Here is a 20,003-nt window from a genome sequence, read left to right as displayed (position 1 = left end):
CGCTGGGTAGATTGACGGCCATGACGAGCGCCGCGCAGGTCACGTCGTACTCCCGGCCGGCGGTCCGGGCCCTGATCGCCGCGCAGTTCGCGACCATCGGCGGGTTCCTCGCCGTGCTGCTGCTCTACGTCGGACGGATGACGAGCGCCGGCGTCGGGCCGGCCGAGATGCTGACCGGCGCGTACGACCCGAAGGACATCGCCTTCTTCGGTGTGCTCCACCCCGTGGTGGCGGTGCTCTACCTGACGGGTGCGGTGCTCGGGCTGCCGTTGGCGATCGTCGCGGGGGCGGTGGTCGCCCGGGAGCGCGCGGTCCTGCCCCGGGTGACCCGGTCACTGCTGCTGGCCGGCGCGGTGGGTGGCCTGCTGGTGATGGCGGCCCGTCTCACCCCGCCGCTGCTGGACATGCACCGGTGGTGGATGGACTGACCCTCTGCCGGCCCGGCCTCAGAGGCCGCCGGGGAGCCGGCCGGGCGCGAGCCGGTGCTCCGGATCCAGGTGCCGCTTCGCGGCCCGCAACTGGGCCAGGCCGGCCAGCTCGCCCCAGAGGTCGACCGCCTGGCGGACCGCCGCCGGAGCGGAGACCACCACGCAGCGACCCTGCCGGGCCAACAGCACCCCTCTGACGGCGGCCAGGATGGACGCCACCCGGTCGGCTGCCAGCGCCCCGGGCAGTGCCGCGTGCACCACGCCCAGCCCGGCGGAGCCGCGCACCGGCACCGGCGCTCCGGCCGCGTCGCGCAGCGCGTAGACGGCCGCGTGCAGGTCGCCGATCGGCACCTCCAGTCGCAGCGCCGTGTCACCGGGAGCGAACGGGTAGCGGCGCCACCACGTCGGCGCGGAGTGGGCGATCGTCGCCTCCCCGTGCAGCAAGCCGACCAGCCGCTCGGCACGCTCCGTGACGTCGGCGGGACCGCCCTCCAGCAGCACCACCAGGCTGCCGGCCCGGGACGGGGCGCCGGCCCGGCCGGACATCGAGGGATGGCGTTCCCGGGCGGTGGCCGCCGGATGGCCGGGCGGGTACGGCGTACGGGGGCGGGGGGTGCCTCCGGGCAGGTCCAGCTCGATGGCCGACGGCTCCAGCCGAGCGGCGAGGATCGTCCGGACCAGGTCGTGCACCTCCAACGGCGTCCACACCGGGCGGGACACCCAGAGCCTGCTCGCCGGCACCGGCTGCACCCGCAGGCTCGCCGACACCAGCACGCCAAGCGCGCCCTGGGAGCCGCAGAGCAGGCGGGCCAGGTCGAGCCCGGGCGCGCCGCCGCCGACGCTGATCAGCTCGCCGTCGGCGGCGAGGTAACGCACACCGAGCAGTTGGTCGCAGGGGCTGCCGTGGCGGTGGCGCAGCGGGCCGGCTTCGCCGGCGGCGAGCACACCGCCCAGTGTCGCGCCGGGTGAGGGGGCGTCCATGGCGAGCCGCTGCCCGGTGCGCTCCAGGGTGGCCTGCACCGCCCGCAGTGGAGTGCCGGCACCCACGTCGGCCACGAGCGAGTCGACCGGCTCGTGACCGATGCCGGCCAGCCGGCCGGTGTCGAGCAGGATGTCGACCTGAACGGGGGCGGCACCCCAGTCGATCTTCGTGCCCGCACCTCGGGGCACCACCGTCAGATCGTGGACGGCGGCCAGCCGCAGCACCTCGGCGGCGGCGTGCGGGCCGCCCGGGACGGCGACCCAGCGCGCCGGTCGCCCCGCAACCTCGTCGGCGGGCCCGGCCAGCCGGGAGAACGGTGGACCGCAGATCGCCGCCAACCGCCGGGTGATCTCGAGGGCTCCGGACCGGCCTAGGGAACTCGCTGCTGCCGCCATGCCGGCCATCGTACATGTGTTCGAAAGCCGTGGTGGCGAGTATCGGGATGCCGCTGGTCCGGCGCGCTGCGGCTGCCGGCCGGTAACGTGGCCGCCGTGACCACCGAGACTGCCCCGCCCGCGGCGAAGCGGGTGCCCTGCGAGCGCACCCACCACGGCGACACCGTCGTCGACGAGTACGCCTGGCTCGCCGCCAAGGACGACCCGGAGACGATCGCCTACCTGACCGCCGAGAACGAGTACACCGACGCGCGTACCGCACACCTGGCCGACCTGCGGGCCGACCTGTTCGAGGAGACTCGCCGACGCACCCAGGAGACCGACCTGTCGGTGCCGACCCGCAAGGGCGGGCACTGGTACTACACCCGGACGGTCGAGGGACAACAGTACGGAGTGCAGTGTCGCCGGGCGGTCCGCGACGGTGAGACCGACCCGCCGGTCAGCGCGGACGGCGCCCCGCTCGACGGCGAGGAGGTGCTGCTCGACGGCAACCTGCTGGCCGAGGGGCACGACTTCTTTTCGCTCGGCGCGTTCGACGTCAGCCCGGACGGTCGCTGGCTGGCCTACTCCACCGACTTCTCCGGTGACGAGCGGTTCACCCTGCGGGTGAAGGACCTCACCACCGGCGAGCTGCTGCCGGACGAGGTGCCTGACACGTTCTACGGCACCGCCTGGTCGTCCGACGCCTCGGTGCTGTTCTACGTGACGGTGGACGACGCCTGGCGGCCGAACCGGGTCTGGCGGCACACCATCGGCTCGGCCGCCGCCGACGACGTGGTGGTCCACCAGGAGGACGACGAGCGGTTCTGGGTGGGGGTGGAGCTGACCCGGTCGGAGAAGTTCATCCTCATCGACGTGCACAGCAAGGTGACCAGCGAGGTGCTGGTGATCCCCGCCGGCAACCCGACCGGCGCGCCGGCGGTGATCGCCCCCCGCCGGCAGGGCGTCGAATACACGGTGGAGCACCACGGCCACCGCTTCCTGATCCTGCACAACGACGGCGCGGAGGACTTCGCGCTGGCGTTCACCTCGGCGGACGTACCGGGCGACTGGGTGCCGCTGATCGAGCACACCCCCGGTACCCGACTGGAGGCCGTCGACGCCTTCGCCAACCACCTGGTGGTGTCGCTGCGCACCGACGGGCTCACCGGGCTGCGGGTGCTGCCGGTGGGCAGTGACGACGGGTTCGACATCGACTTCCCCGAGCCGCTCTACAGCGTCGGGTTGGACGCCAACCCGGAGTACCGCACCGGCCAGGTCCGGCTGCGCTACTCCTCGCTGATCACCCCCGACTCGGTGTACGACTACGACCTGGTCACCCGGCAGATGGTGCTGCTCAAGCAGAAGCCGGTGCTGCCCGGTCCGGACGGGCGACCGTACGACCCGGCCGAGTACGAGCAGCACCGTGACTGGGCGCTCGCCGACGACGGCACGCGGGTGCCGATCTCACTGGTCTGCCGCGTCGGCACCCCCCGGGACGGCTCGGCGCCCTGCGAGCTGTACGGCTACGGCTCCTACGAGGCCAGCATGGACCCGTGGTTCTCGGTGGCCCGGCTGTCCCTGTTGGACCGGGGCGTGGTCTTCGCGGTGGCGCACACCCGGGGCGGCGGTGAACTGGGCCGACGGTGGTACGACCAGGGCAAGCTGCTGGCCAAGAAGAACACCTTCACCGACTTCGTGGCGTGCGCCCAGCACCTCGTCAAGGCCGGCTGGACGGCCAGCGACCGGCTGGTCGCCCGGGGCGCGTCGGCCGGTGGCCTGCTGATGGGCGCGGTGGCCAACCTCGCGCCGGACGCGTTCGCCGGGATCGTGGCGCAGGTGCCGTTCGTGGACGCGCTCACGTCGATCCTCGACCCGTCGCTGCCGCTGACCGTCACCGAGTGGGAGGAGTGGGGCAACCCCCTCGACGACCCCGAGGTGTACGCGTACATGAAGTCCTACACCCCGTACGAGAACGTGGCCGCCGTCGACTATCCCGCGATCCTCGCGGTGACCAGCCTCAACGACACCCGGGTGCTCTACTCGGAGCCGGCGAAGTGGATCGCCCGGCTGCGGGCGGCCGCCCCGGGCGGCGACTACCTGCTGAAGACCGAGATGGGTGCCGGGCACGGCGGCCCGAGCGGTCGCTACGACTCGTGGCGCGAGGAGGCGTTCATCAACGCCTGGATCCTGGACCGCATCGGCCACGCCTGACGGGTCAGCATGATCGCGTTCGGTGGTGGGAGTGGTCCCCTCGGCTGCTCGGGGAGACCACCCGCTCCGACGATCGGGCGGGCTCATGGCCGGGTCGCGCATGCGCGGCCCGGCCTTTCCGGGTCGTGGCGGATGTCGCGGCCTAGACTTCCGGGGTGACCGGGGCTGCGGATAGTGACGGCGGAGCCGCCGAGGACGTCCGCCGACCGAGCGTGGCGGCGGTGGCGCGGGACCGCCGGGTCTGGCTGATCCTCGCGGTGGTCGCCGGCCTGCTGGTCTGCTGTTGTTCGGCAGTGGTCGGCACCTTGATCGCACTCTCCTCCGGCCTGCTCGCCGCCTGACCGGACCGCCTGGGTCAGGCCGGCCGGCGGGGGCAGTTCGGATCAGGTCGTCCGCAGCTCGTCCAACGCGGTGCTGGCACGCAGGAAGAGCAGGCCGACACCGACGGTCACCAGCACCGCCGCCAGGGCGCCGGCGCCGAGCCATGCCAGGTGCTCCAGAGGTACGGGAACGGCTCGCTGCACCGCGGGGTAGTACACGATCCGGGAGTACTGGTCCCGGGTGGCAGGGTCGTCGCAGAGCGCGGCCGGGGCATCGCAGATCAACGTCGAACCACCGCCCTCCGACACGTCCGCGACGAGCCCTCGGCCGAGCAGCGTGCCAACGGTGAGCGCGAGCAGGATCGCCGGCACGGCCGGCACCAACGCCTGCCAGGCCACCGAACGGCCCAGCGTGGCGCGGGGCACCCCGGTGGCGACCAATGCGGCGTAGGCGCGGCGTCGAGCGACGATCCCCTCGACCAGCGCGACGATCAGCCCGCCCGTCGCGATCAGGATGGCCACGGCGATCGCGCCGTCGACGAGGTCCATCGTCGACAGGTAGAAGGGGTTGGCGCCGCCGTCCGCCCCGGCGAGTTGGCTCTGCTCCCGCTCGATCTGGTCCTTCGTGGCGAAGTAGGTGCGCTGGGCTGCCGCACCCGCGCCGAAGATCAGGGCGGCGAGCAGCGCCGCGAACGTGCGGCTGCCCGCCCACGGATCGGCCATCAGCCGGCCCGCCGCGAGCAGGGCAGCCGGCCTGCGGGCGTGCCGACGTAACAACCGCCCGCAGTGGTACGACAGCCAGCCGGTGCCGATCACCACCCCGATCATCGCCGCGAGCGCGCCCACCGCGAACAGCAGTGGCACCAGCCAGCCGGTCACCACATCGTCGTCGGCGACCCGGTAGACGACCGGGCGGATCAGCGCGAACGAGACCACGCCGAACCCGATCAGGAGCCCGGCCCACGGGCCTGGCCCGCGCTCGCGGGCGGCCTTACGACTCACCCCGAGCGGGCTGGTGGTGACCGTACGCAGCATCAGGGCGGTGGCCAGCGCCGCCACGACCGGCAGACCGAGCACCACGCCGGCCAGCGCGCCGGTCGACGGCAGCACGTCGGTGGGCAGGGCCAGTCGACCTTGCGCGTCCGGGCGGTGCAGCAGGTCGCGGCCGACCAGGTACACACCCAGCCCGACGAGAGTGCCGAGCAGCGCGGCCACGCCGGTCTCCAACACCACGAGTCTGGTGACCTGGCCCGGAGTGGCGCCGGCCAACCGCAGCGCGGCCAACCGGCGGTCCCGGGCCGGCGCGCCGAGCCGGGCGCACTGACCGGCCAGCGCCAGCACCGGGACCATCAGCATCAGCAGCGCGAACGCCGTGCCGCCGCGCAACCCGGGCTCCCGCAGCAACGCGTTGCGGTACTGCTCGGACTGCTCCCAGGCGTCGCCAACGGGTTTCTCGATGGCCAGCACGGTGAGCGCCGCGAGCCCGGCCAGGGTGGCCAGCAGGGCGCTGAGCGCGGTGAGCACCACCCGGGCGGTGTCGGTGCGGGTGCCGGCGAGCGCGAGGCGGAGCAGGGTCGTCGGCCTCACCGGGCGCCGCCGGCCAGCGGCACGTCGAGCCCCAGGCCGGTGTGGTCCACCAGGCCGTCGCGCAGCACGATCTCCCGATCCGCGTACGCGGCGATCCGCGGCTCGTGGGTGACCAGCACGACGGCGGTGCGCTGCTCGCGGGCGAGCCGGACCAGTTGGGTGAGGACCTGCTCGCCGGTGAGCGTGTCCAGTGCGCCGGTCGGCTCGTCGGCGAAGAGCACCCGAGGCTCGGTCACCAGCGCCCGCGCCGTGGCGCAGCGCTGCTGTTGACCCCCGGACATCTCACCCGGCCGCACGTCGGCCACCTCGGCCACCCCGAACCGTTCCAGCCAGGTGAGCGCCGCCGTCCGTGCCTCTCGCCGCCCCGTGCCGGCGAGGAGCAGGGGAAGTGCGACGTTCTCGGCGGCGGTCAACTCGGCCACCAGTTGACCGAACTGGAACAGCACCCCGAACTCGGTGCGCCGCAGCCGGGACCGGGCCGCCTCCGACCAGGTGTCGATGCGGTGCCCACGCCAGGTGACCTCGCCGGCGTCCGGCCGGAGAATCCCGGCCAGGCAGTGCAGCAGTGTCGACTTGCCGCAGCCACTCGGCCCGGTGACGGCGACGATCTCGCCCTCGGCCAGGTCGAGCGTCACGCCGCGCAGTGCGGGCGTCGGGCCGTACGCCCGAACCACGCCGCGAGCCTGGAGTTGCGTCACGGATGCACCTCCCGGTGCCAGTCGGCGACCCGGCCCAGGGTGGCGTGCAGCCACCGCAGATCCGCGTCGAGGTGGGCGATCGCGAAATCGGCCGCGACCACGTCGCCGAGGGTGGCGGACGGTTCGCCCTTGACCGCGGTCAACTCACGCAACCGTGCGGTGTGCGCGGCCCGCTGGGCGATCAGGTACGACCGGGCCCGATCGACATCGGCGACCAGCAGCGCGACCACGACCTTGGCAAAGAGCGTGCTGGTCACGTACGGCATGGGGGCTTCCACAGTGGACAGCCACTGGTCGAGCGCGTCCCGCCCCTGGCCGGTCAGCTCGTACGCCGTGCGATCCGGCCCGGCCACCCGGTCCTGGCCGGCGGCAGCCACCAGCCCGTCACGTTCGAGGCGGCCGAGAGTGGCGTAGACCTGCCCGAAGGCCAGCGGCCGAGCGCGGGGCAACCGCTCGTCGTGCGCACGCTTCAGTTCATATCCGTGCCGGCTGCCCCCAGCGAGCAACCCGAGCAGAACATGCGGCGTGGACACCCCGCCCACTATTCACCCAGCGAATACCCAAGTCAACAACCCACCCACCCACCCACCCCGCCCTGCCCCCACCCCGCCCCCACCCCCCGTTGATCATGAAGTTATTGCGCCGACACGCCGAGATCGAGGGCAATAACTTCATGATCAACGAGAGAAGAGCGCGCCCGGGGGGGGTTAGGGGGTTTGGGGCCAGGTGGGGGTGCGGCCGGTCTGGGTCAGGAGGTGGGCCAGGTCGGGGGCCAGGTCGGGGGTTGGGGTGGGGGTTGGGGTGGAGGGCGGGTCGGCGAAGACGCCCATCTTGCGGGCGGTGGGACCCAACCGCTCCACCAGCGCGTGCAGCTCGGCCACCGCCTCCGGGGCTGGCTGGTACGGCTGGCCGGTGGCGACCGCGAGATCCCAACCGTGCACGGTCAGGTCCAGCAGGGCCATGCCGCCGATGACGGGTTGCGGCATGCCCATGCCCGGCGACACACCCTCCAGGTTGGACGGATCCGACCACGCGGTCACCAACCGGCCGGTCTCCGCCTCGAAGCGGTCCCGCCAGCCGTCGCCCAGGTGATCGGGCTTCTCGGCCCACTCCACCTGTCGCTTCTCGGCCAGGTCCTGAAAATTGACCACCACCTGGAAGAGGTGGTTGAGCAGATCACGGACCAGATAGTCGCTGCACGGGGTGGGCAGGTCCAGTTGGTCGTCGGAGACACCCCGTACGACGTCGACGGTTCGCGGCGCGGCGGCCGCCAGCAGCTCGCTAGTCTGAGTGGACATACGGCCAGCGTATGAGGGTGGTCTTGAACAAATGCGACAGCGACCGCGTGGCGACAGCCGGGGAATTCTCGACCCCGGGCGCCTGCTGCGCGAGATGCGTTTCCGCCGACACCTGCCGGCGGAGTCGCTGCGCCAGTGGGTCGAGCACTACTGGTTGATCGACTGGACGTTGAGCGCGCCGTTCGAGCAGCGGGTCGTGCCGCACCCGGCGGTGAACGTGGTGTTCCGACGGGACGACGACGGGCCCGAGTCCGGCGAGGTGGCCGGGGTGGGCCGCGACCTGTTCCGGATCACGCTCAACGGCACCGGCCGGGTGTCCGGGGTGCAGTTCCGCCCCGGCGGCTTCCACCCGTTCTGGCGGCGGTCGGTCAGTGAACTGACCGGCCGTAGGGAGCCGCTGCCCTTCGGCCGGTTGACCCATCCGGACGTCCCGGTGGGCATGGGCGCGTCCCCTACCTCGGCGGCCGGCGACGACGAGCGCTGCCGGGCGCTGGACACCCTCCTCATCGCCTGGCAGCCGGAGCCGGACCCGCTGGCCGAGGAGGCCATCCGACTGGCCGAGGCGATCCGTACCGACCGCACGGTGCTGCGCGTCGACGACTTCGCCGCGCGGCACGACGTTCCGGTCCGCCGGTTGCAGAGGCTGTTCATCGAGTACGTGGGGGTCGGGCCGAAGTGGGTGATCCGCCGCTACCGGCTCCAGGAGGCGGTCGAACAGGCCACCGGTGGCCCGCTGAGCTGGGCCGATCTCGCCGCCGACCTCGGCTACAGCGACCAGGCCCACCTGGTCCGTGACTTCACCGCCGTGGCCGGGGTGTCCCCCGCCGCGTACGCCCGCTCGGTGCGCTGAAAAAGCCGGCAAGCTGCCAGAGCTGGCAGATCAGCGACGCCGCAGGACGACCACGGCGACGTCGTCCTGGATCTCCGGTGGGGCCAGTTCCACCAGCAGGCGGGCGCAGAACTGGTCCAGGTCACCGTCGACGGTCGCGGCGACCCCGGCCAGTGCGGCCAGCCCCTCGTCGATGGTGGCGTCCCGTCGCTCGATCAGCCCGTCGGTGTAGAAGACCAGCGTGGCCCCGGCCGGCACCACGAACTCCAGGTCGGCCGGGCGCGGGGCGCGGACACCGAGCAGCGGTGCGGAATGCTGCACGAACTCGACCTTGCCGTCCATGACCAGCAGCGGTGGAAGGTGCCCGGCACTGGCCAGCCGGACCCGTCCGGTCGGCGGGTGCAGCAGCAGCACGCAGAGCGTCGCCAACTCGTCCGGCAGCAGTGTCCGCATCAGCTCGTTGACGCGGTGCAGGATCTCGCCGGGCTGGTGGCCCTCGACCGCGTACGCCCGCACCGCGTGCCGCAGCTCGGCCATCACCGTCGCCGCGTGCAGCGAATGGCCGGCGACGTCCCCGATCGCGAGCAGCAGGTGACCGTCGAGCATCACCAGCTCGTAGAAGTCGCCGCCCACCTCGGTCTGCGCGCTGGCCGGCTCGTAGCGCACCGCGAGGTCCAGGCCGGCCACTGTGGGCAGCCCCCGCGGGAGCAGGCTGCGTTGGAGGGTGACAGCGATCCGGTGCTCCTCGTCGAACGAGCGCTGCCCCTCCACGGCCGCCGCCACCGCCTGGGCCAGTTGCTTGAGCACCGGGGTCTGCGCGGTCTGGGTGGCGGTCGGAACCACCACGTACAGCGGGGCCCGGTCCTCGCGCAGCCGGGCGGCGGCGACTGTCACGGTGTCGTCCGCCGGCCAGTCGACGAGCGACCAGCTCTCCGGGGCCTCCACCCGTACTGTGGCGCCGGTGGGCACCCCGGTGTCGTCGACGACCCACGGCACCACGGTGGTCGCCGTGCCGGGACCGGCGCAGACGCCCGCGAGGCAGTCACCGTCGAAGGTTTCGGCGACCACCGCCGCCGGGCTCCGGAAGATCTGGGCGGCGCCCTCGGCGGCGGCTTCCAACAGACGCGCGAAGGTCGGCGCGGCGTGCACCGCGACTGTCGTGTCGGCCAACCCGAGCAGCCGCTCGGCGAGCAGTTCGGCACGCTGCCGCGCCTGGTAGTAGCGCAGCACCGCCCGGGTGGTGGCGATCAGCTCCTCGGGCTCGATCGGCTCGGTCAGGTACGCGTCAGCGCCCCGGGTCAGCCCCTGGGCGCGGTCGGACACGTCCACGGCGTGCGCCGACACATGGATCACCGGCATCGCCGGGTGCCGCATCTTGATCTGTTCGCAGACCTCGTAGCCACTCAGGTCGGGCAGCCGGACGTCGAGGACCACCAGGTCGATCCGGTCCACCTCGACCCGAGCCAACGCCTCGGCGCCGTTCTCGGCCTCCTGCACCGTGAACCCGGCCCGGGTCAGCCAGCTGACCAACAGGTAACGCTTGGTACGACTGTCGTCGACCACCAGGATGGTTGTCGGCATGCCGTCCACGCCGTCACGCCCCGCCTGTGGGCAGGGAGACTGTGAACGTGCTGCCCTCGCCCTGCGCGCTGGTCAGCTCCAGTGACCCGCCGAGCAGCGTCACCAACCGCCGGGCGTACGGCAGACCGAGGCCGGTGCCGCCGACCCGGGTGGCGCCGGGGATCTGGTAGAACTCCTCGAAGATCCGGTCGTGCAACTCTGGGGCGATGCCCGGCCCGGTGTCGCTGACATCGAACTGCCAACGGTCGCCGTGTTGGCTGGCCCGCAGCCGCACCTCGCCGCGCTCGGTGAACTTCAACCCGTTGTGCAGCAGGTTGCGCAGCACCTGACCGAGCAGCACCTCGTCGGTCCGCAGCAGGGCCGGCCCGGTGAGCTCCTCCACGACGAGCTCCACCTCCGGGCGGGTGGCCAGCGCGCGCAGGGTGCCGCGTAGTTGACCGAAGAGCGGCCGCAGGTCGACCTCGGTCACGTCCGGCTCGATCCGACCGGACTCCGCCTTGGCCAGGTCGAGGAGTTCGTTGACCAGGTTGAGCAGGTCCGCCGCCGATGAGCGGATCAGATCGACCTGGCGTCCCTGCTCGTCGGTGAGCGGGTCGGAGGCGGAGTCGGTGAGCAGCCGCCCCAGGCCGATGATCGCGGTGACCGGCGCGCGCAGCTCGTGGCTCACGTTGGCCAGGAACCGGCTCTTCGACTCACTCGCCGTGCGGAGCTGGGCCGACTTCTCGTCCAGCTCGGCATAGAGGGCGACGACGCCCCGGTTGGTCTCCTCCAACTCCTCGGTGAGCTGGTTGTAGAGCGCCAGCACGCCGCGGTTGGTCTCGGCCAGTTCCTCGTTCAGCACGGCCAGCTCGTCGCGCTGACTGCGCACCTCGTCCAGCGCGGCGATGAGCTGCCCGTTCTGCACTGTCAACTCGTCCAGCGCACTACCCGGCGCGGTACGGCCGAGTTCGGTACGGAACTCGGCGAGCCGCTCCGGGGTCGGCGTCGGCGCGTTGGCCGGGACTCGTCGGGACATCCGTACGACCGTAACCCCCTCGGCGGTCGACACGCTCAGTGTGTCGACCAGTCGGGACACCGCACCGGACTGCGGTTGGTAGCGGTCGTCCGGCAGCGGGGCCAGCGGGGCCAGGTCGGCGCGCAGGTGGCACCGGCCGTCGGCACCCGCGTCGACGTGGAAGGAGACGTCCGCTCCCCCGGTCGTCCGCAGCAGGTCCCGGGCGACCTCGCTGAGCGCTGTGGCGACCCGCACCTGGTCCTGGTGTTCGAGGCCGACCACCGCGGCCACCTCGCGGCCCCGTTGGCGGATCACGAAGATGTCCTGTTCGACCCGCAGCGCCATCTGCAGCAGCGGCTGGGCCGCAGGTTCGTCGGTCATCCCCAGGACCTTGCGACAAGTACGCAAGCGTCGTCGCGCCGCACACCCGCGTCACGCAGCAGCGTCGCCGCCATCACCAGTGGTGACTTCTCCATCAGGCCCGGGTAGTCGGCCAGCCGCCACCGGTCGACCACCCCGTCGCTGTGCATGACCAGTCGGGCGTCCGGACCGAACGGGTACGTGTACTCCCGGATCGTCGGCCGCTGGTGCCCGGCGATGCCGGGCAGCGAGACCAGCCCGCGACGCTTGTCGTCAGCATCGACGACCACGCCGGAGATGTTGCCCAGGCCGGCGTAGTGCAACACCCCGGTCTCGGGTGCCAACTCGGCGACCGCGAGTGCGGCACCACGGGTGTGCGACATGCTCCGGTGCAGGTGACCGAGCACCGTCGCCGGTGGGCCGGCCGGGGCGTTGCGGAACGCGGCGAGCGCCGCATCGGTGGCGGCCCCGGCCAGCGGGCCGTGCCCCAGTCCGTCGCTGACCAGCACCTGGTGCCGCCCGTCGGCGACCCGGACGGCGTACCCGTCGCCGCTCACCGTCTCGCCGGTCAGCGGTCGGGTGAGAGCGCCCGCCCAGGACGGGGACGGCCGCGCCTCGGCAGGCCAGACCTGCACGGCGAGGACTGTGCCCTTGCCGGGCAGCGAGTATCCGTCGAACCAGCTGGCCTGCCGGACGATGGCACCCAGACCGATGCCGAGTGTGCCGGTGGTGGAGTGCCCGTCCTGGGACGAGACGGTCAGGTCGGCCATGCCGGGCCCGGAGTCGATCGCCACCAGCTCCACGCCGGCCTGCCCGGCCCGCCGTACCGGTCGGAGCAGCAGGACACCGTCGTCGGCGTGCTTGACCAGGTTGCTGGTCAGCTCGGCAGCGACGATGGCCAGGTCGGCGATGCGCGCCCCGCCCATCTCCACCTGCGCGCCGAGCCGTTCGGCGGCACGCCGGACGGCACTCGCGGCGCTGCTGGCCTCCACTCGGAACCAGATGCCACTGTCGGTGACCGCGTCGGCGTTCACCTGGACCACTTGGTGACCGTGATCCGCGTGCCGGTCTCCGCTGACGTCTCGATCTGGAACTCGTCCACCAGGCGTCGCGACCCACTGAGCCCGAGGCCGAGGCCGCCGCCGCTGGTGTAGCCGTCGGTCATCGCCAGGTCGAGGTCGGCGATGCCCGGCCCGGAGTCGGCGAACACGATCTGCACGCCCTTGCGTAGGCCGTTGTCCACGACTGTCACCTCGACGGAACCGCCGCCGCCGTACACCAGGGTGTTGCGGGCCAACTCGCTCGCCGCGGTGACCACCTTGGTCTGGTCGACGAGGGACAGCTTGCTGGCCACCGCCACGGCGCGGACCAACTGCCGGACGCGCACCACGTCCTCATCGCTGCGGACCGACTGCGCCTGTGGCTGGCCGAGGTCGACGCCCGCGGTCATGGCGTGGCCGTCTCGGCGTCCGGATCGTCGTCGAGCTGGTGGTCGAGCTCGTCGGCGTGGGCAGCCGCGATCAGCTCCATGCCGCGCTCGACGTTCAGCGCGGTACGGATGCCGTTCAGCGACAGCCCGAGTTCGACAAGGGTGATGGCGACGGCCGGACGCATCCCGACCACCACCGTCTCGGCGTCGAGCACCTTGGAGATCGACGCGATGGCGGAGAGCATCCGCCCCACGAAGGAGTCGACGATGTCCAGCGCGGTGATGTCGATGATGACGCCGTGGCAGCCGGTGTCGACGATCCGCTCGGCCAGATCCTCCTGAAGCTGGACCGCCGTCTGGTCGGACATGTCGAGCTGGATGGAGACGAGCAGGATGTCGCCGATCTTGAGGATCGGTACGCGTTCCATCAGAAGCCCCGGCGCGGCTGGCGACGGGCGGTCTCCACCCCGTTGAGCCGCAGCACGTGGCGCAACGCGTCGGCGAGGCTCGCCTTGGTGGCGATGTCACCGAACTCGATGCCGAGCGCCACGATGGTCTGCGCGATCTGCGGGCGGATGCCCGAGATGATGCAGTCGGCGCCCATCAGTCGGGCGGCCACCACGGTCTTCAGGATGTGCTGGGCGACCTGGGTGTCCACCGCCGGTACGCCGGTGATGTCGATGATCGCGTACGGCGAGCCGGTGTCGACGAGGGTCTGCAGCAGGCGCTCCATGACCACCTGGGCGCGGGCCGAGTCCAGGGTGCCGACCAGCGGCACGGCGACGACGCCCTCCCAGAGCTTGACCACCGGCGTGGAGAGCTCGAGCAGCTGCTCGGCCTGGTCGGCGATCAGGCTCTCCCGGGTACGGACAAAGCTCTCGAAGGTGAACAGGCCCATCTCGTCGACGAGCCTGGAGAAGGCGACGTAGTCGTTCAGCGCGTTCGGACCGCCGGCCTCCTGCACCAGCTCGGCCAGCACGTCCTTCAGCGCGAAGATGCTGATCGTGGTCTCGGTGGCGGAGAAGCCCTGCCGGGCCCGGCCACGGGACAGCTCGGAGAGCGCGGCGCGCAGTTCGGCGGCGCTGTCGGCGGACAGGTCGATAGGGCCCTGCTCGCTGGTGGTGATGATGGCGCGGTGCAGGTCCTGGACCTGCCGGCGCAGCTCTGCCTGGCTCAGCCGGCCCCGCAACGAACTGGTGACGATCTCGGTCCACCGAGTCGTGACCCGTTCGTCCTGCCCGCTGAGCAGCGCGGCGAGCCGACCACTTTCTTCGGTGCTCAACGCCATTTCGAACCCCCTTGACCTGGACCGGGCGGACTCTATCACCGGGGCCTGATCAACTACTTGCCCCGTAGCAACGGAATGACGATGGCCACCGGAGGACGACTCCCGTTCTACCTCCGACCGTGGTGGTGGGATACCGTTCCCCCGATAACAGGAGGTCTGGCGAATGTCGTTGACGGTGCACACGGAACAACGCGGCGACGTGGTCGTCGTGGCGGTCGCGGGCGAGCTGGACATGGCCACCGCACCGCAGCTGCAGGACCAGATCACCGACCTGCTCGACAAGGGCCGCAACCGGCTGGTGTTCGACCTGGCGGACGTCTCGTTCTGCGACTCGACCGGTCTGTCGGTCTTCGTCCGCGCCAAGAACAGCTGTGACGAGGCCGGCGGCGTGGTCCGGCTGGCCGCCCCGCAGCGCGGCGTGCTGCGCATCCTTGAGGTGAGCGGGCTGGTCGAGGTGCTGCACACCTACCCGACGGTGGATGAGGCAGTCGCCGGCGAACCGACGCCGGCTTCCTCCTGACCTGACCGTCGGCGTGCGTCACTCGTCCTCGACGTAACGGGGACGAGCGATCGCCATGCCCGCCGTCGTCTGCACGGCCAGGGCACCCAGCAGGAACCCGATCGGCGCGGTCCAGCCGCCGGTGGCCTCGTAGAGGATGCCGACCATCAGCGGGCCCAGGGCGGCGATCACGTACCCGGTGCTCTGCGCGAACGCGGAGAGCGCGACGGTGCCCTCGGCGGTGCGGGCGCGGAGGCCGATGGCGGTCAGGATCATCGGGAACGCGCCCTGCCCGATCGCCAGGAGGGCGACCCAGAGCAGCGCGGCGCCGTGCGGTGCGAGCGCCAACCCCAGATAGGCCAGTGCCGAGGCGGTGGTGAGCCCGAGCACCAGCGGCCGCAGGCTCCCGAGCCGACCGGCCAGGGTGGGCATCAGCAGCGCGATCGGCACGCCGAGCGCGGTCACCCCGGCGAGCAGCAGCCCGGCCGACTCCGGCTGGTAGCCGGCGTCGCGGAACAGTTGGGCCAGCCAGCCCATGATCGCGTACCCGCTGAGCGACTGCGCCCCGAAGTAGACGGCCATCGCCCACCCGAGCCGGGTCCGCGCCGGCCGGACCCGCGCGGGCGTGGCGACGACTGCCGTCGGGGTCGCCCGCCGCGCCGCGGCGCGGGCTCGCAGCGCCAGCGGCACCCACGGGAGTACGGCCACCGCGGCCATCGCGGCCCAGACGCCGAGCCCGGCCCGCCACGACCCGAAGGCGTGCGCGATCGGCACCGCGGAGGCTGCGGCCACCGTCGTGCCCACTGTCAACGCCATCGTGTACGCGCCGGTGACCAGGCCGGTGCGGTGCGGGAAGTGCTGCTTGACCAGCATCGGCAGCAGGATGTTGGCGACCGCGATGCCGGACAGCGCCAGCGCGCTGGTGAGCACGAAGATCAAGGCCGAGTCGGTGGCGACCCGCAGCACCTGGCCGACGGCGAGGGCGAGCATGGCGACCACCAGCACCCGGGCCGGCGCCACCCGGCGGACCAGCCACGGGGTGAGCGCGCCGAGGCCGGCGAACGCGATGGTCGGCAGGGTGGTGACGAGGCCGGCGGTGACGCCGGAGAGGCCCAGCCCGTCGCGGACCTCGTCGAGCAGTGCGCCGAGGCTCGTCACCACGGCGCGCAGGTTGAGCGCGACCAGCAGCATCCCGACCAGCACCAGCGCGCCACCGGTCGCCGGGTGCGTCCTCCGGCCGGTGCCGGGGTCCCGCGTCGGACGACTGTCGATGGCGACGGGAGCGGCGACGGGGGCAGGCAGCGCCGGAGCGGCGGTTGGTGGCGGGGTCATGACCGCTAACCTACAATCATGGGATGAGTTTGGGACCGGTGATGTAACCAGTGCCACCGTCGGTTGAATTCCCCTCCGCGCCGCCGGCACCGCCCCGCGGCCAGCCCGCCGTGCCACCGCGCGGCCACCGGGTCCGGCAGACCACCGAGCAGCTGCGCGCCCGCATCCTGGGCGGCGAATGGCCCGTCGGAGGGCGCATCCCCACCGAGCCACAACTGGTCGCCGCGCTGGGCGTCGGGCGCAACACGGTCCGCGAGGCGGTCCGCGCCCTGGTGCACGCCGGGGTGCTGGAGTGCCGGCAGGGCTCCGGCACCTACGTGGTGTCCACCGACGAACTGGCCCCGGTGGTCGCCCGCCGACTCGGCGACGACCGGATGACCGAGGTCATCGAGGTACGCCGCGCGTTCGAGGTGGAGGCCGCCCGGCTCGCCGCGTTGCGGCGTACCCCGGAGGACCTGGCGGCGCTCGACGGCGCGCTCGCCCAGCGCGAGGCCGCCTGGCACGGCGGCCGGGTCGAGGCGTTCGTCGAGGCCGACGCGGCACTGCACACCGCGGTGGTCGCCGCCGCGCACAACGCCATGCTCGCCGAGCTGTACGCCTCGGTGGGCACCGCACTGCGCAGCACGGTCGCCCAGGCCATGGGCGGGGAGCTCACGCCCGAGCGCTACGTCGACCACACCCGGCTGGTCGAGGCGATCCGGGCCGGCGATCCCGGCCGGGCGGCGCTCGAAGCCGGCGCTTTTCTGGAACCCGCCGAACGGGCATAGGTTGTGCCCGACAGAAAAGCGGACACCTCGGGAGTACGAATGCTCAAGGGCTTCAAAGACTTCATCATGCGCGGCAACGTCGTCGACCTGGCGGTCGGTGTCGTCATCGGCGCCGCGTTCACGGGCGTAGTCACTCAGCTCACCAAGTCGTTTCTCGAACCACTGGTCCGCGTGATCATCGTGCTGATCACCGGCAACCAGAACGGTCTCAGCGGCTCGACACCCAAGTTCCGGGGCATCCCGTTCGACTGGGTGGCGTTCGTCAACGCGGCGATCACCTTCCTGTTGACCGCGCTGGCGCTCTACTTCCTGGTCGTCTACCCGATGAACCGGCTGGCCGAGCGGCGCAAGCGGGGCGAGGAGCCGCCGCCCTCGGCGCCGAGCGAGGAGGTCAAGCTGCTCACCGAGATCCGGGACGCCCTGGTCTCCGCCGGCCACACCACCCCTGGCCAGCAGCGTGGAGCACTGGACGACGTGCTGGGCCGTCGTCCGGAACCGCCGACGCAGCGCTGACCGAACGGATGCACATCGGCCCCTGTGGGATTCCCGCAGGGGCCGCACTTTCTCGTACGTGTGTTCGATAGAGTCCCGCCATGGAGCAGCGAAAGCACTGGTGGAACGGGAAGTGGGGGCGGCTGGCCCGGCGGGACGTCTTCCTGCGGGTGGACGCCGACCGCTGGCACGTCGAGCAGCGGGCCGGCGGTGCCGAGGGCATCTCCCGTTTCTACGAGTACGGCAGTGCGGACGAGGCCGAGGACACCGTCCGGGCGCTGCTCGACGGCCCGGACACCTGGCGGGAGCTGTCCCCCCGCCCGCCCGGCGGCTGGACCCTCCCGAACACCTGAGTGTGCGAAACACCGTGCACGCGCGAGGGTGCCGGGCGCTGCGTGCCGTCTGCTGCGTGCCGTCTGCTGCGTGCCACTGGCGCGGCGGCCCGCCGCCGCCACCTCGCGCGGGCCGTGGAGGCGGTATTGCTTTTGGCGGTGATGACTGTGAGGCATCAATATGACTCACAGTCATCACGCTCCCCAAGCCCATCGCCTCCGAGCCCATCGCCCCCGGCCCACCGCCTCCCCGACCCACCGCCTCCGAACCCTTCGCCTCCGAGCCCACCGCCTCATCGGCCCGGCTCCGACCGGCCGCCTCCGAGCCACTGCCCTGGGACGAGGTGCGACTACACCGAGGCCGCGGCTGCCGCTGAGCGGCGGGTGAAGGGACGGGCAGGCGGGCCGGCAGCGGACGGGCGGGGTGAGTGGGCGGCGGCGTTTAGCGGCGCGCTGCTCTGGGAACCGCAGCGGGATGGACCAGCAGGACGAGCAGCAGGCGACCATCTCGCGGATCACCACCGGGATGCCGGTGATCGACTCAGCTGGCACCGAGGTCGGCACCGTGGACCTCGTCCAGCGGGGTGACCCGAACGCGGTGACCGTCCAGACACCGACCGCCGACCCGGGCAGCAGCCTGGACGAGCTGATCGAGGCGACCGCGGTCGAGGAGCCGGACGTCCCGGCCGATCTGGCGGCCCGACTGCTGCACAGCGGCTATCTGAAGGTCTCGACCGACCTGACCCGCACGGGCGCGGTCTACGTCCCGGCCGACCGGATCGGGTCGGTGGCCGACGGCCGGGTCCTCCTGGCCGTCGGGGTGGCCGACCTGCCGCCTGAGGAGTGACCCAACGGCCCTGATCGACTCGGGTTCACGGAAATCGGGGTGTCCGGAGCCTCGGGACGGCCCGACTTCATGAAACCCGAGTGGATCTGCCCGGCGCGGCCGGGGCGGGCTCGTCCGGCGCGGCGGAGGCCGGCGCGGCGGGGGCCGGCGTAGCCGGGGCGGGTTGGCGGCGGTGGAAGAGCAGCAGCATCAGGCAGCCCGCGACCAGGCCCCAGAACGCGCCGCCCACACCGATCAGCGTCACCCCGGACGCGGTCACCACGAAGGTGACCACGGCGGCCTCCCGGGTCGCCGGGTCGGTCACCGCCGCAGCGAGCGCGGTGGCCAGGGCGCCCAGCAGCGCCAGCCCGGCGACCGCCTCGATGAGGATCGGTGGGGCGACCGCCACCAGCGTGGTGGCCACGCCGGCGCCCAGTCCGAGCACGGCCAGCCCGACACCTGCGGTGACCGAGGCGATCCATCGGCGCTCCGGGTCGGGGTGCGCGTCGGGGCCGGCGGCCAGCGCGGCGGTGATCGCCGCGAGATTCACCCCGTGCCCACCGGCCGGGGCGGCGAGCAGACTGGCCAGGCCGGTGGTCCGCAGTGCGGCGCCGAACGGCGGCCGGTAGCCGTAGCCGACCAGCACCGCCATCCCGGGCACGTTCTGCGCGGCCATGGTGACCAGGAACAACGGCAGCGCCACTCCGACGAGTGCGGACGCGTTCCAGGTTGGCGCGGTCAGCGTGACCGACGGGATCAGCGCGGCAGCGGTAAGGCCGGTCGGCGGTGCGGTCAGTGCGATCGCCGCCACGGCCACCACCAGCGCACCGGGCACCGCCCAGCGTCGGGCGAACCGGTGCAGCAGCAGCCAGCCGACCACCACCGATCCGGCCACCACCGGCAGCTCGACCAGCGCGCGGACCGGGGCGGTGCACAGCGGCAACAGCACTCCGGCGAGCATGGCGCCGGCCACCGGCTTGGGGATGGCGGCTACCGCACGGCCGAGCGGCGGGAACAACCCGGCGGCGACGATCAGCACACCGGAGACGAGGAAGGCGCCCACCGCCACCGGCCATCCTCCCGGCGGCGGCCCCGTCGCCACCAGCAGCGCCGCGCCCGGAGTGGACCAGGCCACGCTCATCGGTATCCGGTACCGCCAGCCCAGCCAGGCGGCGGCGATCCCACATGCCACGCAGAGAGCGAGCAGGCCGGAGGCGGCCTGTGCGTCCGACGCGCCTGCCGCTCCGAGCCCGGCCAGCACGACGGTGAACGAGCTGGCGAAGCCCACCAGCGCGGTCACCACCCCAGCCAGCACCGGTTGCACGCGTCCGGCCATCACACCCCTCCCGACTGTTCCGTTTACGGAACGGAAG

At 72.4% G+C, this 20,003-nt stretch carries 22 protein-coding genes; 9 read left to right on the top strand and 13 right to left on the bottom strand.

Features of this window, described 5'->3' with window-relative positions; translation table 11 throughout:
- Positions 1-20: 20 nt before the first annotated feature.
- Positions 21-428, top strand: coding sequence for a hypothetical protein (locus ACIBEF_RS07425; protein ID WP_396792039.1), 408 nt, complete (start codon positions 21-23; stop codon positions 426-428).
- A gap of 18 nt (positions 429-446) precedes the next feature.
- Here the strand turns inward: ACIBEF_RS07425 and ACIBEF_RS07420 are convergent, their stop codons facing one another.
- A complete protein-coding gene (locus ACIBEF_RS07420) occupies positions 447-1,805 on the bottom strand; it encodes an FAD-binding oxidoreductase (RefSeq protein WP_396792037.1) in 1,359 nt (452 codons plus the stop codon).
- Positions 1,806-1,901: 96 nt separating this feature from the next.
- On the opposite strand from ACIBEF_RS07420, the gene ACIBEF_RS07415 reads away from it, so the two are divergent.
- The gene (locus ACIBEF_RS07415; protein WP_396792035.1) at positions 1,902-3,998 is read left to right on the top strand and encodes a S9 family peptidase; all 2,097 of its coding nucleotides are present in this window, start codon (positions 1,902-1,904) and stop codon (positions 3,996-3,998) included.
- 155 nt (positions 3,999-4,153) lie between these two features.
- Entirely contained in the window at positions 4,154-4,339 is a 186-nt protein-coding gene (locus ACIBEF_RS07410; RefSeq protein ID WP_396792033.1) for a hypothetical protein, read from the top strand.
- A gap of 42 nt (positions 4,340-4,381) precedes the next feature.
- Here the strand turns inward: ACIBEF_RS07410 and ACIBEF_RS07405 are convergent, their stop codons facing one another.
- From ACIBEF_RS07405 to ACIBEF_RS07390, 4 genes are all read right to left on the bottom strand, one after another.
- Positions 4,382-5,905: an FtsX-like permease family protein gene (locus tag ACIBEF_RS07405; protein WP_396792031.1), complete on the bottom strand. Its 1,524-nt coding sequence runs from the start codon at positions 5,903-5,905 to the stop codon at positions 4,382-4,384.
- Positions 5,902-6,603 (bottom strand): ABC transporter ATP-binding protein, encoded by a 702-nt coding sequence (locus ACIBEF_RS07400; protein ID WP_355004789.1) that lies wholly within the window; start codon positions 6,601-6,603, stop codon positions 5,902-5,904. The genes ACIBEF_RS07405 and ACIBEF_RS07400 overlap by 4 nt, the downstream gene beginning before the upstream one ends.
- The gene (locus ACIBEF_RS07395) at positions 6,600-7,136 is read right to left on the bottom strand and encodes a PadR family transcriptional regulator (protein ID WP_396792029.1); all 537 of its coding nucleotides are present in this window, start codon (positions 7,134-7,136) and stop codon (positions 6,600-6,602) included. The genes ACIBEF_RS07400 and ACIBEF_RS07395 overlap by 4 nt, the downstream gene beginning before the upstream one ends.
- A 174-nt stretch (positions 7,137-7,310) precedes the next feature.
- The gene (locus ACIBEF_RS07390; RefSeq protein ID WP_396792027.1) at positions 7,311-7,901 is read right to left on the bottom strand and encodes a TIGR03086 family metal-binding protein; all 591 of its coding nucleotides are present in this window, start codon (positions 7,899-7,901) and stop codon (positions 7,311-7,313) included.
- Positions 7,902-7,932: 31 nt separating this feature from the next.
- On the opposite strand from ACIBEF_RS07390, the gene ACIBEF_RS07385 reads away from it, so the two are divergent.
- Positions 7,933-8,751: a DUF6597 domain-containing transcriptional factor gene (locus ACIBEF_RS07385; protein WP_396792025.1), complete on the top strand. Its 819-nt coding sequence runs from the start codon at positions 7,933-7,935 to the stop codon at positions 8,749-8,751.
- A 30-nt stretch (positions 8,752-8,781) separates the two neighbouring features.
- On the opposite strand, the gene ACIBEF_RS07380 is transcribed toward ACIBEF_RS07385, so the two are convergent.
- Genes ACIBEF_RS07380 through ACIBEF_RS07355 form a run of 6 tightly spaced genes read right to left on the bottom strand, consistent with a single transcriptional unit; the run spans position 8,782 to position 14,382 of the window.
- Complete coding sequence (locus ACIBEF_RS07380; RefSeq protein ID WP_396792023.1) at positions 8,782-10,311, bottom strand: SpoIIE family protein phosphatase; 1,530 nt, start codon at positions 10,309-10,311, stop codon at positions 8,782-8,784.
- Positions 10,312-10,324: 13 nt separating this feature from the next.
- Positions 10,325-11,686, bottom strand: a complete 1,362-nt coding sequence (locus ACIBEF_RS07375; protein ID WP_396792021.1) for a sensor histidine kinase — start codon at positions 11,684-11,686, stop codon at positions 10,325-10,327.
- A complete protein-coding gene (locus tag ACIBEF_RS07370) occupies positions 11,683-12,708 on the bottom strand; it encodes a SpoIIE family protein phosphatase (RefSeq protein WP_396792018.1) in 1,026 nt (341 codons plus the stop codon). Before ACIBEF_RS07370 ends, ACIBEF_RS07375 begins: the two co-directional genes overlap by 4 nt.
- Positions 12,696-13,115 (bottom strand): anti-sigma regulatory factor, encoded by a 420-nt coding sequence (locus tag ACIBEF_RS07365; RefSeq protein ID WP_396792016.1) that lies wholly within the window; start codon positions 13,113-13,115, stop codon positions 12,696-12,698. Before ACIBEF_RS07365 ends, ACIBEF_RS07370 begins: the two co-directional genes overlap by 13 nt.
- Positions 13,112-13,522, bottom strand: coding sequence for an STAS domain-containing protein (locus ACIBEF_RS07360; protein ID WP_355004782.1), 411 nt, complete (start codon positions 13,520-13,522; stop codon positions 13,112-13,114). Before ACIBEF_RS07360 ends, ACIBEF_RS07365 begins: the two co-directional genes overlap by 4 nt.
- Complete coding sequence (locus ACIBEF_RS07355) at positions 13,522-14,382, bottom strand: STAS domain-containing protein (RefSeq protein WP_396792014.1); 861 nt, start codon at positions 14,380-14,382, stop codon at positions 13,522-13,524. The genes ACIBEF_RS07360 and ACIBEF_RS07355 overlap by 1 nt, the downstream gene beginning before the upstream one ends.
- Positions 14,383-14,545: 163 nt before the next feature.
- On the opposite strand from ACIBEF_RS07355, the gene ACIBEF_RS07350 reads away from it, so the two are divergent.
- Complete coding sequence (locus tag ACIBEF_RS07350; RefSeq protein WP_030332365.1) at positions 14,546-14,902, top strand: STAS domain-containing protein; 357 nt, start codon at positions 14,546-14,548, stop codon at positions 14,900-14,902.
- Between the two features lie 18 nt (positions 14,903-14,920).
- Here the strand turns inward: ACIBEF_RS07350 and ACIBEF_RS07345 are convergent, their stop codons facing one another.
- Positions 14,921-16,213 (bottom strand): MFS transporter, encoded by a 1,293-nt coding sequence (locus tag ACIBEF_RS07345; protein WP_396792013.1) that lies wholly within the window; start codon positions 16,211-16,213, stop codon positions 14,921-14,923.
- Between the two features lie 50 nt (positions 16,214-16,263).
- On the opposite strand from ACIBEF_RS07345, the gene ACIBEF_RS07340 reads away from it, so the two are divergent.
- The 4 genes from ACIBEF_RS07340 (at position 16,264) to ACIBEF_RS07325 (ending at position 18,651) form a co-directional block, all read left to right on the top strand.
- Positions 16,264-16,980 carry a FadR/GntR family transcriptional regulator gene (locus tag ACIBEF_RS07340; protein ID WP_396792011.1) on the top strand — a complete coding sequence of 239 codons (717 nt, stop codon included), beginning with the start codon at positions 16,264-16,266 and terminating at the stop codon, positions 16,978-16,980.
- Positions 16,981-17,019: 39 nt separating this feature from the next.
- Entirely contained in the window at positions 17,020-17,493 is a 474-nt protein-coding gene (mscL, locus tag ACIBEF_RS07335) for a large conductance mechanosensitive channel protein MscL (RefSeq protein ID WP_396792009.1), read from the top strand.
- Positions 17,494-17,573: 80 nt separating this feature from the next.
- Positions 17,574-17,825 (top strand): hypothetical protein, encoded by a 252-nt coding sequence (locus ACIBEF_RS07330; protein WP_030332357.1) that lies wholly within the window; start codon positions 17,574-17,576, stop codon positions 17,823-17,825.
- 454 nt (positions 17,826-18,279) lie between these two features.
- Complete coding sequence (locus ACIBEF_RS07325) at positions 18,280-18,651, top strand: hypothetical protein (RefSeq protein WP_091395802.1); 372 nt, start codon at positions 18,280-18,282, stop codon at positions 18,649-18,651.
- Positions 18,652-18,718: 67 nt separating this feature from the next.
- Here the strand turns inward: ACIBEF_RS07325 and ACIBEF_RS07320 are convergent, their stop codons facing one another.
- Entirely contained in the window at positions 18,719-19,966 is a 1,248-nt protein-coding gene (locus ACIBEF_RS07320; protein ID WP_396792007.1) for a benzoate/H(+) symporter BenE family transporter, read from the bottom strand.
- Positions 19,967-20,003 lie beyond the last annotated feature (37 nt).

It is taken from the genome of Micromonospora sp. NPDC050795, from assembly GCF_044456785.1.
Lineage (GTDB): Bacteria > Actinomycetota > Actinomycetes > Mycobacteriales > Micromonosporaceae > Micromonospora.
Note: the sequence above shows the minus strand (reverse complement) of the source record. Positions and strands in the feature narration are given on the sequence as shown.

What these genes read in the sequence shown, in the direction of transcription:
- ACIBEF_RS07375 (WP_396792021.1), bottom strand. Translation starts at nt 11,686, where the DNA reads ATGACCGACGAACCTGCGGCCCAGCCGCTGCTGCAGATGGCGCTGCGG.
- ACIBEF_RS07330 (WP_030332357.1), top strand. Translation starts at nt 17,574, where the DNA reads ATGGAGCAGCGAAAGCACTGGTGGAACGGGAAGTGGGGGCGGCTGGCC.
- ACIBEF_RS07345 (WP_396792013.1), bottom strand. Translation starts at nt 16,213, where the DNA reads ATGACCCCGCCACCAACCGCCGCTCCGGCGCTGCCTGCCCCCGTCGCC.
- ACIBEF_RS07390 (WP_396792027.1), bottom strand. Translation starts at nt 7,901, where the DNA reads ATGTCCACTCAGACTAGCGAGCTGCTGGCGGCCGCCGCGCCGCGAACC.
- ACIBEF_RS07385 (WP_396792025.1), top strand. Translation starts at nt 7,933, where the DNA reads ATGCGACAGCGACCGCGTGGCGACAGCCGGGGAATTCTCGACCCCGGG.
- ACIBEF_RS07380 (WP_396792023.1), bottom strand. Translation starts at nt 10,311, where the DNA reads ATGCCGACAACCATCCTGGTGGTCGACGACAGTCGTACCAAGCGTTAC.
- ACIBEF_RS07350 (WP_030332365.1), top strand. Translation starts at nt 14,546, where the DNA reads ATGTCGTTGACGGTGCACACGGAACAACGCGGCGACGTGGTCGTCGTG.
- ACIBEF_RS07365 (WP_396792016.1), bottom strand. Translation starts at nt 13,115, where the DNA reads ATGACCGCGGGCGTCGACCTCGGCCAGCCACAGGCGCAGTCGGTCCGC.
- ACIBEF_RS07360 (WP_355004782.1), bottom strand. Translation starts at nt 13,522, where the DNA reads ATGGAACGCGTACCGATCCTCAAGATCGGCGACATCCTGCTCGTCTCC.
- ACIBEF_RS07320 (WP_396792007.1), bottom strand. Translation starts at nt 19,966, where the DNA reads ATGGCCGGACGCGTGCAACCGGTGCTGGCTGGGGTGGTGACCGCGCTG.
- ACIBEF_RS07425 (WP_396792039.1), top strand. Translation starts at nt 21, where the DNA reads ATGACGAGCGCCGCGCAGGTCACGTCGTACTCCCGGCCGGCGGTCCGG.
- ACIBEF_RS07325 (WP_091395802.1), top strand. Translation starts at nt 18,280, where the DNA reads ATGGACCAGCAGGACGAGCAGCAGGCGACCATCTCGCGGATCACCACC.
- ACIBEF_RS07420 (WP_396792037.1), bottom strand. Translation starts at nt 1,805, where the DNA reads ATGGCGGCAGCAGCGAGTTCCCTAGGCCGGTCCGGAGCCCTCGAGATC.
- mscL (WP_396792009.1), top strand. Translation starts at nt 17,020, where the DNA reads ATGCTCAAGGGCTTCAAAGACTTCATCATGCGCGGCAACGTCGTCGAC.
- ACIBEF_RS07355 (WP_396792014.1), bottom strand. Translation starts at nt 14,382, where the DNA reads ATGGCGTTGAGCACCGAAGAAAGTGGTCGGCTCGCCGCGCTGCTCAGC.